The organism is Rahnella sp. BCC 1045 (assembly GCF_019049615.1).
Lineage (GTDB): Bacteria > Pseudomonadota > Gammaproteobacteria > Enterobacterales > Enterobacteriaceae > Rahnella > Rahnella contaminans.
Window position 1 is genome coordinate 24,963 of sequence record NZ_JAFMOZ010000104.1, and the last position, 20,110, is coordinate 45,072.

Here is a 20,110-nt window from a genome sequence, read left to right on the forward strand (position 1 = left end):
TTTCGTGTCAGTTGCAAGCAGCTTTGCACGTTTTTCTTTTGTCATCTTCGCCGTTTTCGTTTCACGGGCAGCAAGCTTGCAAGCTAAATTGCGTGATAAGTATGCGAACAGCATATGAAATAACGATTTTTGGTCATAACAACTTGTCGCGGCGGAACCGATGCGCTGTTATTAACAGGCGAGCACATCAATCAATACACTGGCCGAATAGAACAGGAAATGTCATGCCAAAATTAAAAGGGTTGTATCCGCCTCTGGAAGCGTATGCCAGCGGCATGCTTGATACGGGCGATGGACACCAGATTTACTGGGAACGCAGCGGAAACCCGGAAGGTAAACCAGCGGTATTTCTGCACGGCGGGCCGGGCGGGGGCTGCTCATCGGTTCACCGGCAACTTTTTGATCCCAATGATTATGACGTCATGCTGTTTGACCAGCGTGGCTGCGGGCGTTCAAAACCTCACGCCAGTCTTGACAACAACACGACCTGGCATCTGGTCGAAGACATTGAACGCTTGCGTAAATTAGCGGGTGTCGAGAAATGGCTGGTGTTTGGCGGTTCGTGGGGATCAACGCTCGCACTTGCTTATGCTGAAACGCATCCTGAACGTGTCAGCGAAATGGTTCTGCGCGGCATTTTTACCCTGCGTAAGCAGGAACTGACCTGGTATTACCAGGATGGCGCATCCCGTTTCTTCCCTGAAAAATGGCAGCGTATTTTGTCGATTTTAGATGATGAGGAACGCAAGGATGTCATCGCCGCCTATCGTGCACGCCTGACGTCGGCAGATCTCGCCGTTCAGCTGGAAGCCGCGAAAATCTGGAGCTTGTGGGAAGGGGAGACTGTGACGCTTCTGCCTGCGGAAGGTTCGTCATCTTTCGGCGAGGATGACTTCGCGCTGGCGTTTGCCCGCATCGAAAACCATTACTTCACGCATCTGGGTTTTCTGGACAGCGACGATCAGCTTTTGCGCAATGTAGATCGCATCCGCCATATTCCCGCCGTTATTGTCCACGGCCGCTACGATATGGCCTGTCAGGTGCAAAACGCCTGGGACCTGGCACAGATCTGGCCGGAAGCGGAACTGCACATCATCGAAGGGGCAGGGCATTCGTTTGACGAGCCTGGGATCCTCGATCAATTGATCCGTACTAACCAGCGTTTCGCCACCCGGCGTTAACGTTTTCTGTGCTCCCGTTTACCCGCAAAGCCGTCGCTTATTTTTGCTTAGGTTCGTAAGGTAAACGGGAAAATTTATGTGATTCCCCGCGATAAAACATGACCCGTTCACGAAAGTAAGTGCGCAAATGCGCAGGTTGCTCGCGTTCAGCCATCTCAGCCACAACAGGCATATTGTAACGTTCCTTAAAAGCGACAGCTGATGCGGCGAGATCGACGTTAATGCGGTCCATCTCGTCTTTGCTGATTTCGGCCAGATTGATGCTCATTGTTGTTTCCTGCTAAACCATTTCGCCGCATTGTACCCGACACCCTGCGCAGGGTGAATGTTGTCTTTAGAATTTTATTATCCCCTGTGTTGTTGGCGCGATTCCCTGGTGTTAATGAGTAAATAAGAATTATTCCCGAAACCTAAGTGATAATTATATTCAACGGAAAGAGTAAAGCAGGGTATTTAAATAAGAATGATTCTTTTTAATAACATCCTTTATGTTAATGATTATCATTAGTGCATAATTTAATGAAAATAAATTTCATTAAATTCAATGTGTTAATTTATATTGTTGCCTGCATGATTAATAATGTGAATCGGGTGTTTTTATTTTGTATTGATGCGGGCATAATGCGGGTAAATAACCCCATTCATCTGCCTTAATTTATTTTATGGAGCCGCATCATGCTTAAAAAAGAAATGATCGACCAGCTGAACGAACAGCTGAACCTCGAGTTTTACTCTGCCAATTTATATTTGCAGATGAGTGCATGGTGCAGCGATAAAGGCTACGAAGGCGCAGCGGCGTTCCTGAAACAGCACTCCATGGAGGAAATGGATCACATGCATCGCCTGTTCAAATACGTCAGCGATACCGGCGCATTACCTCTGCTGGGCGCGATTGCTGCTCCGCCGGTGTCGTTTGAATCTCTGACTGATTTGTTCAAACAAACCTATGAGCATGAGCAACTGATCACCCAGAAAATCAACGAACTGGCCGATTTGTCCATGACGCTGAAAGACTATTCTTCTTTCAACTTCCTGCAATGGTATGTTGCTGAACAGCATGAAGAAGAAACGTTGTTCAAATCCGTTCTCGATAAACTGGCTCTGGTCAGCAACACCGGCAACGGCCTGTTCTTCGTGGACAAAGATCTGAAGAACATGGTGGCACAGGCTCCGGCAGGCTAATTTTCCTGTGGTTGTGGTTCATAAAAACGCAGAGTGCTCAGGCCTCTGCGTTTTTTTATGTTTTTTTGACAAACGTTTTGGAGCGGTTTGCGATAAAGTGACGGCGTTATAAATTCATCGTTAAGCAAGCCAAGGAATTATCGTGTTCAAAAAAACCACTTCTCTTTGCCGTGCACTGGCAGTCTCAGCTGTTTTGCTGGGCGGATTTATCTCACAGCAGGCTTCTGCCCACGCACACCTGAAAACAGAAACGCCCGCCGCCGACACCGTTGTCACCGTCAGCCCGTCCGAATTGTCACTGGGCTTTAGCGAAGGCATCGAACCTAATTTCAGCAAAATTACGCTGACCGACGCAGAAAATAAAACCGTTAAAACCGGTTCTATGACGCTCGCGGCGAATGACAAAACTCAGGCGGTTCTCCCGCTTACGGAAACGCTGAAGTCGGGTAAATACCTGGTAACGTGGAGCGTTGTCTCCGTTGATGGTCATAAAACACACGGTCAGTACAGCTTCACCGTTAAATAAACGATGAGCCTGACTGCCATGTTTGTCCTGTGCCGGTTTGTCCACTTTGCTTCACTGATGCAAATTTTTGGCTTGAGCGTCTTTTGCTCCTTACTGGCACCGCAGGGCTTTTCTGCCGTATTGCTGCGTAAAAATCAGTCTCTGATGATGTGGTCCGGCATTCTGGCGGCGGTGACGTCGGTGGGAATGCTCGCAATTCAGGCCGCGCAGATGGGAAACGGTTGGGGTGACGGGCTGAACCTGAACGTCTGGCTGCTGGTGCTCACGACGTCGTTTGGTGACGTCTGGCGGTGGCATCTTTTACTGACGGCAGCATTATTGCTGGTCATGCTGATGGACTGGTTGCCGGGACGCAACGTGATCATCTTTTTGTGTGCCCTCGGTTTACTGATGAGCCAGGCGCTGATCGGCCATGCGGCGATGCATGACGGCGCGCTGGGGCTGTTACATCGGACTAATCATGTCGTGCATCTGCTCAGCGCGGCTTACTGGTTCGGATGCTTATACCCGCTGCTGACCTGCATGTTATATACGCGACAACCTGCGACACGCCCTTATGCGATTGCCACGCTTATCCGGTTTTCGGTCTGGGGCCACGCCGCCGTCGCGCTGGTTATCCTGACCGGTATTCTGAATACCGCGATTATTTTGCAACGCTGGCCGGTCGATATGACCTCGCTTTATCAGCGTCTTCTGGTCATTAAAGTGGCGCTGGTCGGGATCATGTGCGGCATCGCCATTTTCAACCGTTACCGGCTGGTGCCGTTAATGGGTAAACAGCCGGAGCTGGCCCAGCGCCATTTCATCATGATGACGTGGCTCGAATGGGGGCTGGCGTTATTGGTTTTACTGGCGGTGAGCTGGTTTGCAACACTTGCACCGGGCTGAAAAGCATGAAGAATTTACTATTTACTGAGGAAAAATCATGAGGAAAACACTGCTCGCCTGCGTGTTGCTAACCTTATCTGCCAGCAGTTTTGCGGCGCCGCAGGTTGAAACGATCAGTCGCCTGCAATATGGCAAAGCCTGGGCTTTTACGCGTGAAGAAGTCATGCTGCAATGCCGTCCCGGTAACGCGCTATATATCATTAACGACAGTACACTGGCGCAATATCCTCTGAACGACGTCGCCAAAGAGCAGGTTAAAAACCGCCAGGTTCAGGCCGTGCCGCTGGAGAAAATCTGGCTAGACGATCCGGCTGATCCGGGGCAAAAAATGAGCCTCGCGCCGTTTATCGCCAAAGCCGAGACGCTTTGCTGAATCGCCGTGCAGCCGGTAACTGCCTGATGTTAATCCTATGTTTTGCGTATGTTGTCACACAATGAGAATAATACATCATTGTTATTATCACTATGTTTCAAACTGAGTGGAAAATAGTCAGGCCTCGGCTACTCTTAAAGTTGTACGGCTTAACCGCCTGCATTAATGCCAACTTTTAGCGCACGGCTCTCTCCCAAGAGCCATTTCCCTAGACCGAATATAGGAATCGTATTCGGTCTTTTTTTTTGCCTGTTTTTTGAATCAACGACTTATAGTAAAAACAACCACTTAAACCACTTCCCGTTGCCCTCAATGTGACTTACTAGGACTTTCTGCCGCCACTTTGTCGCCAAAGATTGTTGTATTAAAACGCATGGAACAAAAGGCAAGTTTAGGTAAGGGCACAGACCTGCTATTCGCCGGTTTTAACCATCACGCATTGTAAAAACTACAGAGCGTTTCAAAGTTAATGCCATAGGCCTGAAGAACATGAGCTTTTTTGTTATAAAGTACCCCTAGCATATTTCTTTTATCTTCTGCCAAGCCGAGATGGATCTTTTTGTGACAAGTTGGGCAAAGAGAAACAACGTTACCAACATCATCAAGAGAATATTGAGTGAAATGTTGATGGGACATTGGTATCAGATGATGAGCCTCCATATATTGCCTTGAAGTAACCGGGGAGATAAATGACATATGGTTACTATCAAAGTCACATTGATAATTGCTGTTCTCAAGTACCTGCTTTGCAATCCTTGGATCCCTTGGCTGTAACATACGTGTTTGTTGTATGAGTCCTCCGGCCTGAGTAAGGAGTACTTCTTGCTGATAGACCACATCATCAGGATCCTGATTTTGAATCGAGAAACGTTGGTCTGCAATTCTTGAGCGGGCTAGCCAAAAGTTATCCCAGCTCCCGGATGGGATAAATCCAACAATCGAATAGGGATCCGCCTGGCGATTAAAAATAATAAAATAATCGTTTGGGTTGCACCCGAACCCGTTAGAAGTCTGCATATACAGACGAAGCTCATTTCCCTCGGCTTTTGGATAAACTATTGGAAGTTCCTGAGTTCCGAAATTCATCACATTAGACGGGTCCAGCACATAGAAAGGCCAGCGCTCAGGAAGACCATCCTCAATAGAACCTCCACGGCGTTTGAAATTTTCTGGGCGATATTTCTGCGATAAAACAGCCTTTTCAAACTGGTCAAGCGTGATACTGCGGTCTCCAGTAGCTTCCCTATGGGTTACAACTGAATAAGCACCTGAGGTAGCCCCTAACAGGTTTAGTTGATTTTGCGTTAATGCTGGCATTTTAGAATTCCTTCATACGAATATTGAGTTATTGTCCGCTACACCCTGTAGTACAGGGCTAATCTACCCTGTAGTACAGGGCTAATCTACCCTGTGGTACAGGGCTAATCTACCCTGTGGTACAGGGTAGCGTCAACCCTGAATTACAGGGTAATAAATTGTCGACATTATTTTTCCATTAATTGAGCCAGCGGATTCAGGTAAATAGCGTCTTCCAGGTGATCCGGAGCGAAGTGCGCGTAACGCATTGTGACACGGATATCTGAGTGCCCGAGGATGCGCTGCAGCACGATGATGTTGCCACCAGCCATCATGAAATGACTGGCGAACGTATGCCGGAGAACGTGCGTCATCTGACCTTCCGGCAGCTCGATGCCGGCCAGCCTGATCACCCGATAAAACTGCTTATAGCAGGGCGAGAAGGGCGCGCCCCTACGGGCGATCAGTTCGTCATAAAGCGGGCGGGAGAGGGGAACGGTACGGTTCTTTTTACCTTTGGTATTGATGAAGGTGAGTTTATAGGGGGAAATCTGCGAGCTTTTGATTTTTGCTGCCTCGTTCCAGCGTGCGCCGGTCGAAAGGCAGACTTTAACGATAAGCGTTAATTCGTCATTTCCATGCTGCTCACAAGCTGCCATGAGCAGCAGAATTTGTTCCTGAGTCAGCCATGCCATTTCACGTTCCGGCTGATCAAACTCGCGGATATTTTCCAGCGGGTTAGGTAACGACCATTCCCCCAGGCGTTTCAGCTCATTGAACACCGCCCGTAAAAAAGCGTGCTCACAGTTCACCGTACCGGTGGAAACTTTACGGGTAGCCAGACTGGTACTGTAGCCGTTATTAATTTCGCCGCGCAGCCGCTGATCGCGATAGTGCGCCCAGTCTTTCGGTGTGATCATGCTGGCTATCGGGTCACCCATGCCCGCGCTGATAATCTTCAGTTTGCCCAGCCGTCCCTTTTTATCATTCAGAGAGCAGCCGTGCAGGCTGTACCAGAGATCGACCAGTTCGCTCAGCTTACGCCGGTCTTCCTTCTCACCCAGCCAGGGTTTGTTCTTCGCCTGTTCCATGGTGTAGGTCTCAAAGGCTAAGGCCTCACCCTTGGAATCAAACTGCCTGCGGCACCGCTTACCTTCGCGCCCGTTCGGGTAGCACTCGCATAACCATTTGCCGGTAGACAGCTTTCTAACACTCATCACATTCTCCTTTTTGAGAATGTGAATTTTACTGTATATAAAACCAGTGTAAATGTTTGATTTAGTCAGTCGTATACATGTAAGTTGATTAATACACTGAATCAATAAAAGAAAAACCCGCTTTCGCGGGCTTAGTTTTAGTGCATTTGCAGTGACTGCTGACTGTGCTTGTCAGGATGCAACTGCACAGCGTGAACTGTTCCTGGCTCAACAATGATGTCAGCAATCGACTCATGAGTTTTAAACGTGCAACTGCAATTAATGTTCTGACACTGGTGATAACGCTCTTTGGTATTGATGCTCAGATAACGACTGGATCGTGCGTGTGCTGCGTGTTGGCATTTAGGGCAGTGCATCATAATAATCACCATGTAATCATTTTTAATCAGATGAAGTCATTGTATGTTATTTCGAAAATCATACACGCTGTATTACATTGATTTACAGAGCCTTCTATCCCACGCTGTCGATGCGCTAGTAACAACCATTCATGTGCATTATTATCTGAAATATGGACATAAATTTATCAGGTTTCATCCCTGCATTACTTCCCATCGCACTTTCCCCAGGAGCCAGCTTTACGCTTGCGATGAACAGTGCGCTCTCAGGCGGGCAGAGAGGACTACTAAAAACACTCACCGGCACGGCGCTTGGCATTTATACACATGCAATCCTTATCGGGTTTGGCATCACCTCTTTGCTTGTGGCGTCGCCAGCACTTTTTCATATGCTGAAAATTGCCGGAACAGCCTACCTGCTTTGGTTGGGTATACAGCTCATTCGCAGTGGTCTGAAAGCGCGTGAAATGGTATTCGACTCTGGTGGTGCTCCTGTCACAATGAAAGATGCATGGCTGGCTAATGTTTTGAATCCAAAAGCCATCATGTTTTACCTCACGGTAGTTTCACAATTTGCTGGCAGCAAAGGGGAGATCGGGCATTACATGATCCTTGCCACGGTGCATATTGCTGTTATGACTCTTTGGCTAATCGCGATTAGTAAAGTTCTCATTTTTTCTGCCAATAAGATGAACACCATGACTTTGAAAAAATATGTGAATGTCGCGGGTGGTGGCTTACTTATACTTTTCGCATTTATGAGCATACTGCATTAGAAAGCAGGGTCTCCCTTCTCACTGGCTTACTTCGCCACTTTCCGTCGCCTCATAACTCACATCAGACAGCAGCACCTCCAGATTCAACGTCGTCACAAATCCGCTGCCGCCCAGGCTGTGCGTCACCTTACTGATTATCCATGGCTGCGCGTCGATCACGGATTTAAAGCCGGACACGGCCACCGGCGTCTCAGGAAATAAATCAGCCCGCCCGCGAGCCAGGGAGATCGAGAACTCCGCGACGCCGCGCTGGAGTTTGTCCCACTTTGCCTGGGCTGCCCGCATGGCCGCTTTCTGCGTGGCGTAAATGGTGGTCAGGTTAAACACGTTGTCTTCACTGCCCGCCAGGTATTCCCCTTCCTTTGCCTCCGGCGTTTTCTGCACCTTCGCGCTGGTCTTCTTTGCCTTTGGATGTTGCAGGGCGCGCAGGTACTGCACTTTCGGTTTCCGCTGCACCTTCACCTTTTTCGGTTTCGGGTCTTTGGTATGCAGCCAGCTTGCAGACACGCCGGTGTAGGCTCCACGGTCAGCAATATTAAACGTGTGTCCGTCGCCGTCGCTGCGGACAATCGTCATCTGCGGGATCGGCTTCCCGCTTGCCGTCTTTGCTGCCCCAGGCTTGATAAACAGCAAATTACCGGCCTTGATGGCAACAACCGCGCCGTTCAGCTCCGCCAGGCGGGTGATAAACTTCGCGTCGGTTTCTTGGGTCTGATCGATATGCGACACCTTCACGCCCCTGAACGGCTTGGCGATGGCGGGCTTGAGGTTATTGCGCGCCGCCACGGCGGACACCACCGCTTCCAGCGTCGTGTCGTGATAGGAGTTGTCGCGGCGGGAATTCAGGCTGCCGCGATAGTCCGCACTGCGGGCGCGGATGGTCAGCGTGTCCGGCGTTCCGCGATGCTCCACCTCGTCCACCGTGAAATCGCCCTTGTTCGTCAGCGCCTGGCCTTCCCAGCCCAACGCGATATTAATCACCGCGCCGCGTAGCGGCATCTCCAGCAGGCCGTCGGTGTCGCTCAGCTCGATGTCGAGCTGGTCAGCCTCAAAGCCGCGGTTATCAGTGAGCGTTAGCGATATCAGCCGGTTGCCGACGTCCTGAGTGATGTCCTTACCACCGACGGTCACCGTGAAGTCCGGCGCAAACTGCGCACCGGCACCGATGGTCATATCCGTAATCACAGCAGTCCCCCAAGCTGACCGGTTAAACTACCGGCCTGATTTAGCAGCCCGTCAGCCTGGGCTTTCATGTCGCCGAACATCGCCGCCAGTGATTCATCCACGCGGGTCAGCGTCAGAGTAAATTCAATCCGGCGGGCGGCACCGTTGGAAAAATGCTCCGTGTGGGTTTCGCTGACGCTGTTCACCACGAACATCCCGTAAATGGTGCCGCTGCCTTCCAGCAGCGGCCACGCCTTGCCTTCGTCAGCCATCAGGTTCAGTGCGAGCAGTGACAACTTCCCGCCGGTGATTTCCGGCATCAGCACGCCGGACAGGGTAATTTTCTCCTCATTCACGCCGAGGAACTGCGGCAACGGGCGCAGGCCAACGCGGTTGTTTACCGGCCAGCGGTAATCGACATCACGCTGCAAGCTTTGATAGGGGACGGTCTGCAACTGAAACACAAACAATCCGAGGGTTAACATCATGCGCCTACCTCCTTAATCGTTATCCATGCGGGAACGTTGCTGTGCTACGCGGGCGCGGTCACGGGCTTCCAGCTCGGCGCGGATCTGACGACTGGTGTCCTGGACACCCAGACCGGCGCCGGCAGAAATCTGATAAGTGTGCGTGCTGCGGTCGATATAACTGCGCCCGCCGCCGACGGACACCGGCGCATAACCGCCGCCCGGCAGGCCGCCCGACGGCGGTACAATCGGGGCGGGGTTATCCAGCGGATGACCTGCCGGATCCGCATCGCTGTTTTGCTTCGTGCGCCGGTCAGCTTTGTCGGCTGCTTTATCAATGTCTGCGGATTCATCTTTGATGATGCCGAGCTTCTCCAGCAGCCAGACCACGCTGCTGCGCAGCTTATTTGCCACCTGCAACGGCGCGGTCAGTGCGTTCGCGACCAGGTGACCAAACGACACCCCCGCATCTTTGCAGCTGTTCAGCGTTTCCTGGGTGGATTTCACCGGTTGGATCAGGTCTTTGAACCACTGCCACAAAACTTTGAGCTTGTCCCCAAGCCAGTCAAACACCGGCTTAAGCGGCGCAAACATCTCTTTCACCGGTTCGAAAGCGATCCCCAGCCCTTCAATGACGCCCGCAAAGAACGCGCTGATCGGCTCCCAGTACTTACGGATAAGCAGGGCACCGGCGACAATCGCCACGCCAATCGCCACTATTGGCAGCGTAAGCCCGCCGATCACCGTCGCAATCGCACCGCCCACCGTGCCGAGGATTGTCCAGAGCACACCGGCGGCGGCGACGATCAGATTGATGCCGCTGATCACCGGACCCGCCACCAGGCCAAACACGCCGAGCGCACCGGTAATCAGCAGCGCACCGCCTGCCACCTTGCCGAGCGTGGTCGCCAGGGCTTTATTGTTCACAATCCACTTATCCAGTTTCAGTACGTAGCCGGTGGCGTTCTGCACCAGTTTGCGCAGTGACGAATCCTGCTGATCAAACAGGTCAGTCCCGACGGCTTCATAGGCGGACTGAAATTCCTTAAAGTCGCCGCCGAGGTTGTTCTGCATCACCTCCACCAGTGCCTCGGTTTTGCCGTCCGAGGTTTTGAATGCCTGGGTAAGTTTGTCGAGCTTGCCCGACGTTGCCCCATCCATCAGCACCATCGCCGCCGAACTGGCTTCCTCGCCAAAGACGGCTTTCATGTACTGCGCCCGCTGTGCATCACCGAGCTTGTTTTTCTCAAAGCTCTTTTGCATTTCCTTCAGGATGGTAAACAGCGGGCGCATGTTGCCTTTGCTGTCCGCCGTCTTTACCTTCAGCTCACCGAGCGCGGCGGCGGCGGTGCCCGTCGGTGCCTGCAAGCGGGTAATAACGGCGCGGGCACCGGTGCCCGCCATCGAGCCGGTAATTTTGGCATCGGCCAGCGCGGCCGCCATCGCGGCGGTTTCTTCGACGCTGATACCGGCCTGTTTCGCTACCGGTGCGGCGTAGGTCATGGTGTCAGACAGGCCTTCAAAGGTGGCGGCAGATTTATTCATGGCCGTTGAAAGGACATCCCCGATGTGTGACACGGTGTCATTGGTCATGCCGAACGCCGATTTCACGCCCATCAGCAGCGTGGCGTTTTCTTCCATGGTGCGTTTGTTTGCCAGGGACAGATTCAGGATGGTCGGCGTTGCCGCCAGAATCCCGTCCTTGTCCGCGCCGGATTTGGCGACAATGATTTGCGCGGCGGCGGCATCGTCAGCAGAGGCGGCGGTGTTGTCGCCGAGCTGCCGCGCCTGGGTGCGCAGCGCGGTCATATCGGCAGAGTCTTTTTCCAGGCCAAGCGTCGCCTGCAACTCTGAGTTTTTCAGGGCAAAGTCATAGCCGGGCTTGAGCATCCCGGCACCGGCTACCGTGCTCGCCGTCGCTATCGCGACACCCGCAGCTCCCGCGCCCGTGACGCTGCCGGCCAGTTGTTTACCCGCCTGATACCGGCCTTTCACGGCGTTGAGTTTGGCCTGCTGCGCGCTGACGCGTGCCAGGGATTCACGCTGGCGGTTGAGCTGCGCGGTGGTTTCGCTAATGGAGGTTTTCAGGCGGCGCTCAGAGTCAGACAGCGTGCGCGTGCTGATGCCCGCCTGAGAGAGTTCGGTGCGCTGACGCTGCACCGACTGCCGCAGCCCGTTGAACTGGGTTTGCAACTGCGCGGCGGTGCGCTTCGCGGACTCCATGACCTGCGCCTGGGCGCGGGTCGGGTTGGTGGTGTTTTTGAACCCGATAGCCAGCGCCGCCGCCTCCGCTTTGGCTTCTTTGAGTTTCTGGCTGGTGACGGCCAGTTGCGCGCTGGACTTGCGGAACCCGTCAATTTTCCCCGCCTGTGCGTTCAGGTCTTTGAGGCTGTTCTGCGAGTTTTTAATGTCTCCGGCCAGCGCCTTACTGGCGTTCTCCACCGATTTAAACGGGCGGGTCGCCTGGTCAACCGCCTTTAACAGCACCTCTACTTTTAAATTACTCACTGTCGGCTCCGCTGCGCTGCATGGCCTTATGACGCCACGCGCAAAGCTCGGTCAGCGTCATCAGGTTCATTTCTGACGGCGGCCAGTGAAAGATCACCGCGATGTCCGCCATCAGGTCATCGTCCGTCAGGGTCGGGGGAAGTTTTACTGTTCCGATTTCGGCGATAAAAAACCAATCACCTTACCCGCCAGGGCAATCAGGTCGGGCAGGTTCAGGCTTTTGCAGTCCTGGGCGGTCAGGTTCGGGGCGGTAATGCGCGGCAGGATCACGGTCAGCGCGTCAACGTCGGCATTCGCCAGCGCGGCCAGGCCAATTCCTCGCAGGTGTCCGGCATTGGGTTTGATGACTTCAATTTCGCTGATCAGCGTGTCGCCGCGTTTGATTGGTTCTTCCAGGATAACGATGTTTTCATTGTGTTCTGACATAGCGGTATCTCTTATTCAAAGGGGAGTTTTCGCGCCGGAGTCCGGCGCGGGGTTCGGGTTACAGGCCGATGTTTTTGCGGTGCTGCGCCACGCGGTCAACGCCGCCGACGATTTCCACCATGTTCACGGTATCGACTTCAATCATGTCTTTGCCGTCAATCACCAGCTTGAAATAGGTGCACTGGGTGGTGATTTTGGTTTCGGTATCTTCGCCCTGTTTGTACTCGCCGAAATCCATTTCCTTGTGGCGTCCGCGCATCGTGACTTCCACGGCGGAGGTTTCGCCGGTGTCGTCGCGCTGGAAGGAACCGGCAAAGCGCAGCGGCACGGCATCGACCGCACCCCACTGCTGCAATACCAGCTCATCCAGCCCGCCCACCGTCCACTCAAAGCTCAGCGCGTCGTCGTCCAGGCCAAAATCAATCGAGGCCGAACCGGTCATGCCGCCGCCGCGATAGTTCTCCAGCTTGCGGGTCAGTTTTGGCAGCGTCAGCGCGCTGACCATGCCGAGGTAGCTGTTCCCGTCGTTAAACAGGTTCAGGTATTTCAGTTTCTTAGGCAGTGCCATGTTTTAGCGCCTCTTAGCTGTTAACGGACGTGGCGAACGTCGCCAGGTACTGATCGGTGATGCGCTGACGCAGGGTTAAATCTTCCAGCGGCGGCACCGGCGTATAGTCGTAATCAATGAATAATTTGCCCGCCTTGAGGGTTTCGACGGTGTTGGCGTCGGGGTCATACCAGCAGTTGCCATCGATGATCAGACCGGCGGTTTTCATTTCGCGCAGTTTGGCGTTAATGCCCGCAATCATGTCTTTGATAAGGGTCGGGGTAACGGGCTTATCTGATGCCCACATATGCCCTTCGGCGATGGTGTCCGCCAGCACCTGCGCGGTGCGGGTGTAGTTCTCAAACAGGAACAATGGATCGTCAGAGCAGGTGCGCTGCCCCCAGAATTTAAAGCCATCCTTGCGGATAAGGGTGGTGACGCACGCCTGGTTCAGCAGGTCGGCATCGGTGCCGGTGGTTTGCAAATCCCAGTACACGCTGGCAGACAGGCCGGTCACGCCGTTGATGCCGACGTTAGATAGCGTTTTATGCCAGCCGGTTTCGGCGTCGATTTTGGCACGCAGGCCGAGCGCGTAAGCCGTCGCGGGGGCGGTGTCGCTGGCGTTGGTGGTGGTGTTCCAGGACACGAAATCAGGCCAGACCACCATCAGCTCACGCTGGCTGAAATTGTCGCGGTACCTGATGGCATCGGACACGGTTTTGCATCCGTAGGCGCTGATGTAGCCAAAGGCGCGGAGCTGCTGACAGACGGCGGCCAGCGCAGTGGCGACGTCCTGATTGTCCAGCCCTGGCACGCCGAGAATGCGCGGCTTTACGCCGAGTTCCGTTTGCGCAGACAGCAGGGCTTTCATGCCGGTATACATGCCGGTTTCATCCGACCCGCCGATGATGTTGGAGGTGGTTTCTGCGTCGTCTTTGCCTTCGGCAACGCGCACGACGACGACAACCGGTTTAGCCTGGTTGGCAATCGCCATCAGGGACTGATAAAGCGTGCCTTTCTTTCCGGCCTTGCCTGCGGCGGTCAGGACGTTGGTAATGAGTACGGGCGTATCCAGCGGGAACGCGTCGGCATCAGCATCTTCGCCGGTGCAAACCATCCCGATGATGGCGGTGGAAACGGTGGAGATAACGCGGGTGCCGTCATTGATTTCAACAACGCGCACACCGTGATGATAATCAGCCATGGTGTTTTTCCTGTGATTAATAAGCCAGTCAATCATCGCTGGTTGTGTACGCGCAGGCACGGCGGGATCGGAGTGTGGGAAATGGCACAACGTGGCAGAGCAGAAACAAAAAAGCCCCTTTCGGGGCGAGGGTCAGGCGGGGATTTCAGGCCAGGTGATATTCGGCGCGGCGTTCGCATCCAGCCGGTTAAGCAGCACGCGGTATTTTTTCCAGCCGACAATTTGCGCCTTTTCGTCCTCTGAAGCCATATCTAAATCGATGGCGTCCTGAAGCGTATCAATTTGCAAAACGGCCTGCTGCATCAGCGTTTTCTTCTGCACTTCGGCTTCCTGAACCTGCTGAATACGCTCCGCCGCATCATCCTTCACCCAGGCCGCGCCGTCCCAGCGGTCAAAGCGGGTGGCAGGGGCGATATCCGTCGTATTCTCAGGCAACGCGCCCAGCTCCGTGATGGTTGTCTGCTGACCCGTCTGTGTGCTGTAAACCACCTTACCCCGAAAGTCTGCCACCACGTCCCAAGCCTCACCGGTGAAAACCGCCACAAAGCCTTTTTCTATCTGCGGGGGCACAATGTCCGTGCAGCGGGCAGGCAGGCCGGTATCCGGCGGGATCATGGCGTCGCTTTTGCCAATCAGTTCGCCGGTGATAGCCGAAAAGTCATACACCTTAATTGTCTGTGTCTTATCTGAATATCTGAACATTATGCGAGTCTCACAAGGTAATTAAAGGCCACGTTTTTCACGGTGTTTTCCGTGTTACCGGCGGCGTTTACGGTGATGGTGTGCCCGTGGGCGCCCATGTCGATGTAATGATCGTGTGCCCCGATATCGACATAGTGATCGTGCGCGCCGATGTAGGTGTTATGTCCGTGGTTGCCGTCCACGCTGGTCACCGGCATTTCTGTCTGATTGGCATTATTGGAACCGCTAAACCCGTAGTCTTTCGCCACGCCAATCGCACCAAAGCGGTTATTAGCACCGGCGACCCCCATCTGATGCTGGTGTGCGCCCTGGCCGTCTGACCCTTTGGTGCCGTAGTCAAAGCCGGATGTTCCTTTACGTCCGTAATCAAACGCACTCGTCGTTTTCCGTCCGAGGTCGGTATTGCTGGCTGTGGCGGTATGGTTGTGACTTTTGACCCCGTCCTGCTCCAGGGAAAGCACGGCGCGCCCGCTGGCCGGTTTGCCTTTGAGGGTCTGACCGCGCATGTCAGGAATAACGCCGGAAGGGTAAGCGATAGCCAGAGACGGGTACGTTGTCTTGTTAAATGTCTGCCCGACCATCAGCGCAAAACCGGCGGGCACGGTGTCAGAAGGCCAGGGCACCGGCATACCGACAAGCACGTCGCCGGTGGCTAATGCGCCGATTTCTGCGGGACTGGGCTTATTGGCCTGGCAGTAAATTTCATTCCAGGCAGACCATGGACCATCAACGCCGTTCCACGCCCCCGTCATGGAGCGGGTAAATTGCCGACCGTTGCTATTGAATGCAATCTGCTGCGTCGCATTCGGACCCCAGGTAACAAAAATCGCCCCGACGAAACCGTTCATCGGATAACCTTTGTCCGTGGTCGCCGCAGCGACACCTGGCACGCCGTAATGCCCAAACATGCCGCTGCCGCGCAGGGTGTTCGGGGTATCCGCGGCGGTTAAGTTCGTGCGGATTTTAAACGCCGTCGCAATTTCATCAGACAGCGCCTTTTCACTGGCGGCGCTTTGCGCTGCCGTCCATGCGCCCACGTCTGCGGCGGTGGGCTTATTGTTGGTGCCGTAAATCGAAATCCAGTCCTTCCACGGACCATCTGTCCCGTTCCATACGCTGGAAAGACCACGGATATAAATCCGCCCCTCAAACGTCACATACATCTGTTGCCCGCCGTAGGCGCTGCCCGTGACATACAGAGTTCCCGCTTTGGCTTCGGGATAATGTCTGTCAGCGGCGGCTGAAGCGTTAGCCGTCTGGTGATAGACAGCGGCCTGCACCGCCGTCAGGCCAAAGCCCACGGTGTTCAGGTCTGCTGAGCCAAGGGCAGTATTTGCTGCAACAGAACCGGCGGTGCTGGCCTGTACCCAGTCGCGCCATGGTCCATCGGTGCCATTCCAGGACGCATTCAGCGCACGCGTCCACACCATGCCGGTGTTTTGCACCGTGTAACGCTGGAGTACTCCACCCGTCCAGGAGGCAGGGATAATCTCCAGCACGCCCGCCGCCTGCGAGCCTGGCGGATAGCCGTTTGCTACCGTGGCATTCGCGCCTGTGCTTTGCACGTAAAGGCCAATTTTTGCCAGGTTAAACGTGTTGATGTTGACGGTGCCCAGAACGGCAGAAGCGACGGGCAAGGCACCGACTTCTGAGGCCGTCGGCTTCTGGGCTGAATCATAGACTGTTCGCCAGCCGTTAACGTCACCGGATAAGCTTGTGCCATGCCATGTAATAACGCCTGATGAGACAGCTGCGGTTCGGACATAGACTGCGCCGCCGGTCATGTAGAGATATTGAATTAAGGAACAACCGGCATCATAAGCACGGCGGATATTATGCAAAACACCCGTAGGGCTGGTATTGCCCGCCGGGGCATCGGTATAACCGCTGGTCACTGTCCACGTCGATTCAAAACCAATAATCGACGGGTCAGCCAGCAACGTAATGGTTGAAGGCATTACCGGCGCTTTACCCCCCAGGCCAAATTCGGCGGGGGCAATTGCGCCTACGTCAGCCGACGTCAGCGTGATATCAGCGCTCAGGGCTTTATTGTTTACCTTGCGGGTGGCAGGCACGCGGGTATTGGCGTTGTCGTTGGCGGCCTTGACCGCTTTCGGCGTCGCAGCCAGAACTTCGCTGGTATTGCTGACCGAGCTGCTGAGCTGGACAAAACCTTTTGCCGTCAGCGTGCCGTCGGGATGGTTGCGGGATTTTTCATGCGCGGCCAGCAGGTCATTCACATACTGCTCCGTTGCCATAATCACCGAGTCGTCGATCAGCAGGCTGATAGCCTCGGTGTTACTGACGGCAATCACCATCCGCAGCGTCTGCGTGCGGCCTGAACCTTCCGCCAGGGTCGGCTTGTAAGTGTCCGCCATGTTGCAGACGGCAATCAGCACGCCGTCGTCAGCAAACAATCCCATTTCGCGCATCCAGAAACCGCCGACGCTGGCAGAAATCACGGCCTCGGCAATCACCCAGTTGCCGTGAGTGGGATCCAGCTTTAAGGAATTGAGCGGCGTGCGGTACACCTCTTTAACCAGTTTGGTCTGGGTGGCGACGGGCGTGGTCGCCTTGCCGTCGCCGTCACCGACGGCAAGCTGCGTGATGTTGATGTCAGTCCCCGCCGCGATGGCGGCCGCAATACGCGACTGGCCGAGCGTGGTGACGACGGATTTAAATGTGCTCATAGCGTCCTCTTATGCGGGGTAAACGGTCAGCAGCTCGCCGGTGTACTGCGCTGCGCCAATGTAAACATCACCTTTAATATCCTGGGTGATGGTCAGGCCGATCAGATGGCGGCTGGCCGGTTTAGCGTCAGCAATCAGCCTTTCCATCTCTAAATACATTTCTTCGGTAATGCCGGTTTCCAGCACCCCGATATCCAGGCGAAACGTCCCAGGCTCGTCATTGGTTTCCCACCACTCGGTCACGTTAATCAGGTAGCCAAGCGGCTCCACCACGCGCCGGATGGCACCAATAGTTCCCTTGTGGCAGTGAATGAACCACGCCGACTGAATAACGCGGCGCTTGGTGGCAACCGGCCAGTTTTCATCCCAGCGGTCAACCGACAGCGCCCACGCCAGGTACGGTAAAAACCTGGCCGGACAGGTCAGCGGATCCCAAAGCTGCCGCAGCGGCACCGGCACGTTTTCAAGCGCGGCGCAGGCATCGGCGGCGGCGACTTCCAGCGCGGAGGAACCGACGGGCAGCAGGCGATCACTCATCGTAACCGCCCACTTTCAGGGTGTACGCGGTGCAGAATGACGCCTGCGTTTTATCCAGCTCGATGTCAGCGGCGGGGCTTTTCAGCTCCACCCGTTGTACGCCTTCAACGTGCAGCGCTGCATAGATGGCGGACAGCCGGATGTCGCGGCCTAAACGGTGCTGCGCGGTGGTGTAAGCAATCAGTTTTGCCTCAGAGGCTTCGCGAATGGGTTCGGCTTCCGGACCAGGGAATAAATACAGCACCGCATCAATGGTGTAATTCACCACCGTAGCCGACTGAACGGTCACGCGGTCAGCCACGGGGCGCACGTTCTCGTCATTGAGCGCGGCCTGAACCACGGCCAGCAGGTCAGCGGGGGCGGTGCCGTTGCCGGTCTGTGCCAGCACGGAAATCGTCACACAGGCAGGCGACGGACTGATGACTGAAATATCCGCCACCCGCCCGTCAGCCGAGCGCCCGTGATACTCATAGGAGCCGACCGGACCGGCCACGCTCAGCCCTTCGAACGCCTGCTGCGCACGGATACGCAAATCCGCATCGCTTTCCATTACTGCCGCCACGGCGGGCACGCTGACCGTATCCGCAGACGTGATCGTCAGGCGTTCCACGCTGAACGTGGCGGCGATATTGTCCAGGTCTGTTCCGGCGGCATAGGCCAGCATGACCGCCTGCGCCGCCTCGTTAACCCGCTGACGCAGGATCACTTCGCGGTAGGCGTTTTCCTCCAGCAGCTTCACAATCGGCTCTGACTCCAGAGTCAGCGTGCGGGCGATGGCGGCCTGCTGGTCTTTGGGGTACAGCGATACCAGCGTGGCTTTGCGTTCTGCCAGCAGGGTTTCGTAATCCAGCACCTCCACCACGTCGGGGGCGGGTAACTGGCTCAGGTCGATAGTTGCCATGGTTAGCTCACGGGTAAGGTTAAGGAAATGGCGGCGGACGTGTCTTTGCGGGTGCCGGTGAGTTCCACCACCATTTTTCCGTCAAAGGTCGTTTCAAAGGTGATGCCGGTCAGGCTGACGCGCGGCTCCCATTTGAGGATCGCGCTGTAGCAGGCCGCCATGATTTGCAGCCGCAGCGCCGCATTCTGCGGGCGGTCAGTCAGTTCCGACAGCAATGAACCATAGTCACGGCGCATGACGCGGGAACCGACGGGCGTGCGCAAAATGTCGCTGACCGACTGCTGAATGTGCGCCAGGTCTTCGACGCTGCGCCCCGTGTCGCGGGCCAGGCCGATGTATTTGGCATTGGTCATGAAGGCACCTGCGTCTGACCGCCGCCCGTCTGGACGCCGCCGTGTTTATGGGTATGCACAACAACGCCGTTTGACGTGATGCTGCCGCCCGAATGGGTGAGGTTGCCGGTCATCGTGCCGCCCTGTTTGATCTCGATGGTGGCGGTGGTGAGCTTGTTGGTGCAGATCACCTCCGGCGTATCGAGCGTGATGCGCGTTTTCGCCGTGCAGGTAATCAGCGGAGCAGTCACGGTCACCTTATCCGCAGCGTTCACCGTGGCGGACTTAATGCCGGATGCCAGCAGCGCGCCGGTTTTGGGTTCGTACTCGATCACCGCGCCGTCTGGGAAAGTGACGTGCAGCGCATCGGCGGACGCCGACGGCGCAGGAAATACATCAGAGAAAACGCCGGGCATCACAAAGGCGGTATCCAGCTCTCCGCCCAGGCAGAACAGCAAAACCTGTTCACCGGCTGACGGTGCCCACCAGGAACGGGAACGCCCAGCGCGGGAGGTCAGCCAGTGCAGCCAGTCCGTGACGTTGCCGCCGGTATTGACGCGACAAGTTGCCGTCTCTAAATCCACCTCGGCAACGGTGCCAATGCGGATCAGATTGCGCAGCAGGCGCGGAATGTCGTTGTTGGGGATGGATGTATTCATGGATAAAAGAATGCCGATTATGCAGTTATGACGGCAATTGATGTAGATTGTGTCCGAGATGGCACAACGGACACAATCTGATAAGGGAATCGATAAGAGCTTATATTTAATGTGTAATATACAAAGTTATGAGTTATTTTGAGGGGTATTGAGATATGTAATTATATATTTTAGATAAAAGAAAAACCATTTTAGC

23 protein-coding genes are annotated in these 20,110 nt (G+C 54.7%); 6 read left to right on the top strand and 17 right to left on the bottom strand.

What is annotated here, in order from left to right; all coding sequences use genetic code 11:
• Positions 1-224 precede the first annotated feature (224 nt).
• Positions 225-1,181 (top strand): prolyl aminopeptidase, encoded by a 957-nt coding sequence (gene pip, locus J1782_RS05185; RefSeq protein WP_152325659.1) that lies wholly within the window; start codon positions 225-227, stop codon positions 1,179-1,181.
• A gap of 37 nt (positions 1,182-1,218) precedes the next feature.
• Here pip and J1782_RS05190 read toward each other — a convergent pair whose 3' ends face one another.
• Entirely contained in the window at positions 1,219-1,449 is a 231-nt protein-coding gene (locus J1782_RS05190) for a DNA polymerase III subunit theta (protein ID WP_152325660.1), read from the bottom strand.
• 407 nt (positions 1,450-1,856) lie between these two features.
• Here J1782_RS05190 and ftnA point away from each other — a divergent pair, with 407 nt between their 5' ends.
• The 4 genes from ftnA to J1782_RS05210 all read left to right on the top strand — a co-directional run bounded on the left by ftnA (position 1,857) and on the right by J1782_RS05210 (position 4,150).
• Positions 1,857-2,363: a non-heme ferritin gene (gene ftnA / locus J1782_RS05195; RefSeq protein WP_095921401.1), complete on the top strand. Its 507-nt coding sequence runs from the start codon at positions 1,857-1,859 to the stop codon at positions 2,361-2,363.
• Positions 2,364-2,502: 139 nt separating this feature from the next.
• Entirely contained in the window at positions 2,503-2,889 is a 387-nt protein-coding gene (gene copC, locus J1782_RS05200; RefSeq protein WP_371819742.1) for a copper homeostasis periplasmic binding protein CopC, read from the top strand.
• 3 nt (positions 2,890-2,892) lie between these two features.
• Positions 2,893-3,777 (top strand): copper homeostasis membrane protein CopD, encoded by an 885-nt coding sequence (copD, locus tag J1782_RS05205; protein ID WP_152325662.1) that lies wholly within the window; start codon positions 2,893-2,895, stop codon positions 3,775-3,777.
• Positions 3,778-3,814: 37 nt separating this feature from the next.
• Positions 3,815-4,150: a YebY family protein gene (locus tag J1782_RS05210; RefSeq protein WP_217152581.1), complete on the top strand. Its 336-nt coding sequence runs from the start codon at positions 3,815-3,817 to the stop codon at positions 4,148-4,150.
• Positions 4,151-4,582: 432 nt separating this feature from the next.
• Here J1782_RS05210 and J1782_RS05215 read toward each other — a convergent pair whose 3' ends face one another.
• The 3 genes from J1782_RS05215 to J1782_RS05225 form a co-directional block, all read right to left on the bottom strand.
• Positions 4,583-5,467 (bottom strand): HNH endonuclease, encoded by an 885-nt coding sequence (locus J1782_RS05215; RefSeq protein WP_217152582.1) that lies wholly within the window; start codon positions 5,465-5,467, stop codon positions 4,583-4,585.
• Positions 5,468-5,634: 167 nt separating this feature from the next.
• Positions 5,635-6,663, bottom strand: coding sequence for a tyrosine-type recombinase/integrase (locus J1782_RS05220; RefSeq protein ID WP_217152583.1), 1,029 nt, complete (start codon positions 6,661-6,663; stop codon positions 5,635-5,637).
• Between the two features lie 137 nt (positions 6,664-6,800).
• Positions 6,801-7,022, bottom strand: coding sequence for a DNA-binding transcriptional regulator (locus J1782_RS05225; protein WP_112151099.1), 222 nt, complete (start codon positions 7,020-7,022; stop codon positions 6,801-6,803).
• A gap of 152 nt (positions 7,023-7,174) precedes the next feature.
• On the opposite strand from J1782_RS05225, the gene J1782_RS05230 reads away from it, so the two are divergent.
• On the top strand, positions 7,175-7,777 hold the full coding sequence (locus J1782_RS05230) for a LysE family translocator (protein ID WP_217152584.1): 603 nt from the start codon (positions 7,175-7,177) through the stop codon (positions 7,775-7,777).
• A gap of 18 nt (positions 7,778-7,795) precedes the next feature.
• On the opposite strand, the gene J1782_RS05235 is transcribed toward J1782_RS05230, so the two are convergent.
• The 13 genes from J1782_RS05235 to J1782_RS05300 form a co-directional block, all read right to left on the bottom strand.
• Positions 7,796-8,950 (bottom strand): phage late control D family protein, encoded by a 1,155-nt coding sequence (locus tag J1782_RS05235; RefSeq protein ID WP_254302931.1) that lies wholly within the window; start codon positions 8,948-8,950, stop codon positions 7,796-7,798.
• Between the two features lie 8 nt (positions 8,951-8,958).
• Entirely contained in the window at positions 8,959-9,429 is a 471-nt protein-coding gene (locus J1782_RS05240; protein WP_217152586.1) for a phage tail protein, read from the bottom strand.
• 12 nt (positions 9,430-9,441) lie between these two features.
• Positions 9,442-11,916, bottom strand: coding sequence for a phage tail tape measure protein (locus J1782_RS05245; RefSeq protein ID WP_217152587.1), 2,475 nt, complete (start codon positions 11,914-11,916; stop codon positions 9,442-9,444).
• Positions 11,909-12,028, bottom strand: a complete 120-nt coding sequence (locus tag J1782_RS05250; protein WP_195814379.1) for a GpE family phage tail protein — start codon at positions 12,026-12,028, stop codon at positions 11,909-11,911. Before J1782_RS05250 ends, J1782_RS05245 begins: the two co-directional genes overlap by 8 nt.
• Positions 12,029-12,060: 32 nt before the next feature.
• Positions 12,061-12,342, bottom strand: a complete 282-nt coding sequence (locus tag J1782_RS05255; protein ID WP_217152588.1) for a phage tail assembly protein — start codon at positions 12,340-12,342, stop codon at positions 12,061-12,063.
• Between the two features lie 58 nt (positions 12,343-12,400).
• Positions 12,401-12,910: a phage major tail tube protein gene (locus tag J1782_RS05260; RefSeq protein WP_217152589.1), complete on the bottom strand. Its 510-nt coding sequence runs from the start codon at positions 12,908-12,910 to the stop codon at positions 12,401-12,403.
• Positions 12,911-12,923: 13 nt separating this feature from the next.
• Positions 12,924-14,093, bottom strand: a complete 1,170-nt coding sequence (locus J1782_RS05265) for a phage tail sheath protein (RefSeq protein WP_217152590.1) — start codon at positions 14,091-14,093, stop codon at positions 12,924-12,926.
• Between the two features lie 132 nt (positions 14,094-14,225).
• Positions 14,226-14,798: a tail fiber assembly protein gene (locus J1782_RS05270; protein ID WP_217152595.1), complete on the bottom strand. Its 573-nt coding sequence runs from the start codon at positions 14,796-14,798 to the stop codon at positions 14,226-14,228.
• Positions 14,795-17,485: a phage tail protein gene (locus J1782_RS05280; protein ID WP_254302928.1), complete on the bottom strand. Its 2,691-nt coding sequence runs from the start codon at positions 17,483-17,485 to the stop codon at positions 14,795-14,797. Before J1782_RS05280 ends, J1782_RS05270 begins: the two co-directional genes overlap by 4 nt.
• 9 nt (positions 17,486-17,494) lie before the next feature.
• Entirely contained in the window at positions 17,495-18,022 is a 528-nt protein-coding gene (locus J1782_RS05285) for a phage tail protein I (protein ID WP_217152591.1), read from the bottom strand.
• Positions 18,015-18,923 (bottom strand): baseplate assembly protein, encoded by a 909-nt coding sequence (locus J1782_RS05290; RefSeq protein ID WP_217152592.1) that lies wholly within the window; start codon positions 18,921-18,923, stop codon positions 18,015-18,017. Before J1782_RS05290 ends, J1782_RS05285 begins: the two co-directional genes overlap by 8 nt.
• A 2-nt stretch (positions 18,924-18,925) precedes the next feature.
• Positions 18,926-19,276, bottom strand: coding sequence for a GPW/gp25 family protein (locus J1782_RS05295; RefSeq protein ID WP_152327230.1), 351 nt, complete (start codon positions 19,274-19,276; stop codon positions 18,926-18,928).
• Positions 19,273-19,914, bottom strand: coding sequence for a phage baseplate assembly protein V (locus J1782_RS05300; RefSeq protein ID WP_217152593.1), 642 nt, complete (start codon positions 19,912-19,914; stop codon positions 19,273-19,275). The genes J1782_RS05295 and J1782_RS05300 overlap by 4 nt, the downstream gene beginning before the upstream one ends.
• Positions 19,915-20,110: the final 196 nt, after the last annotated feature.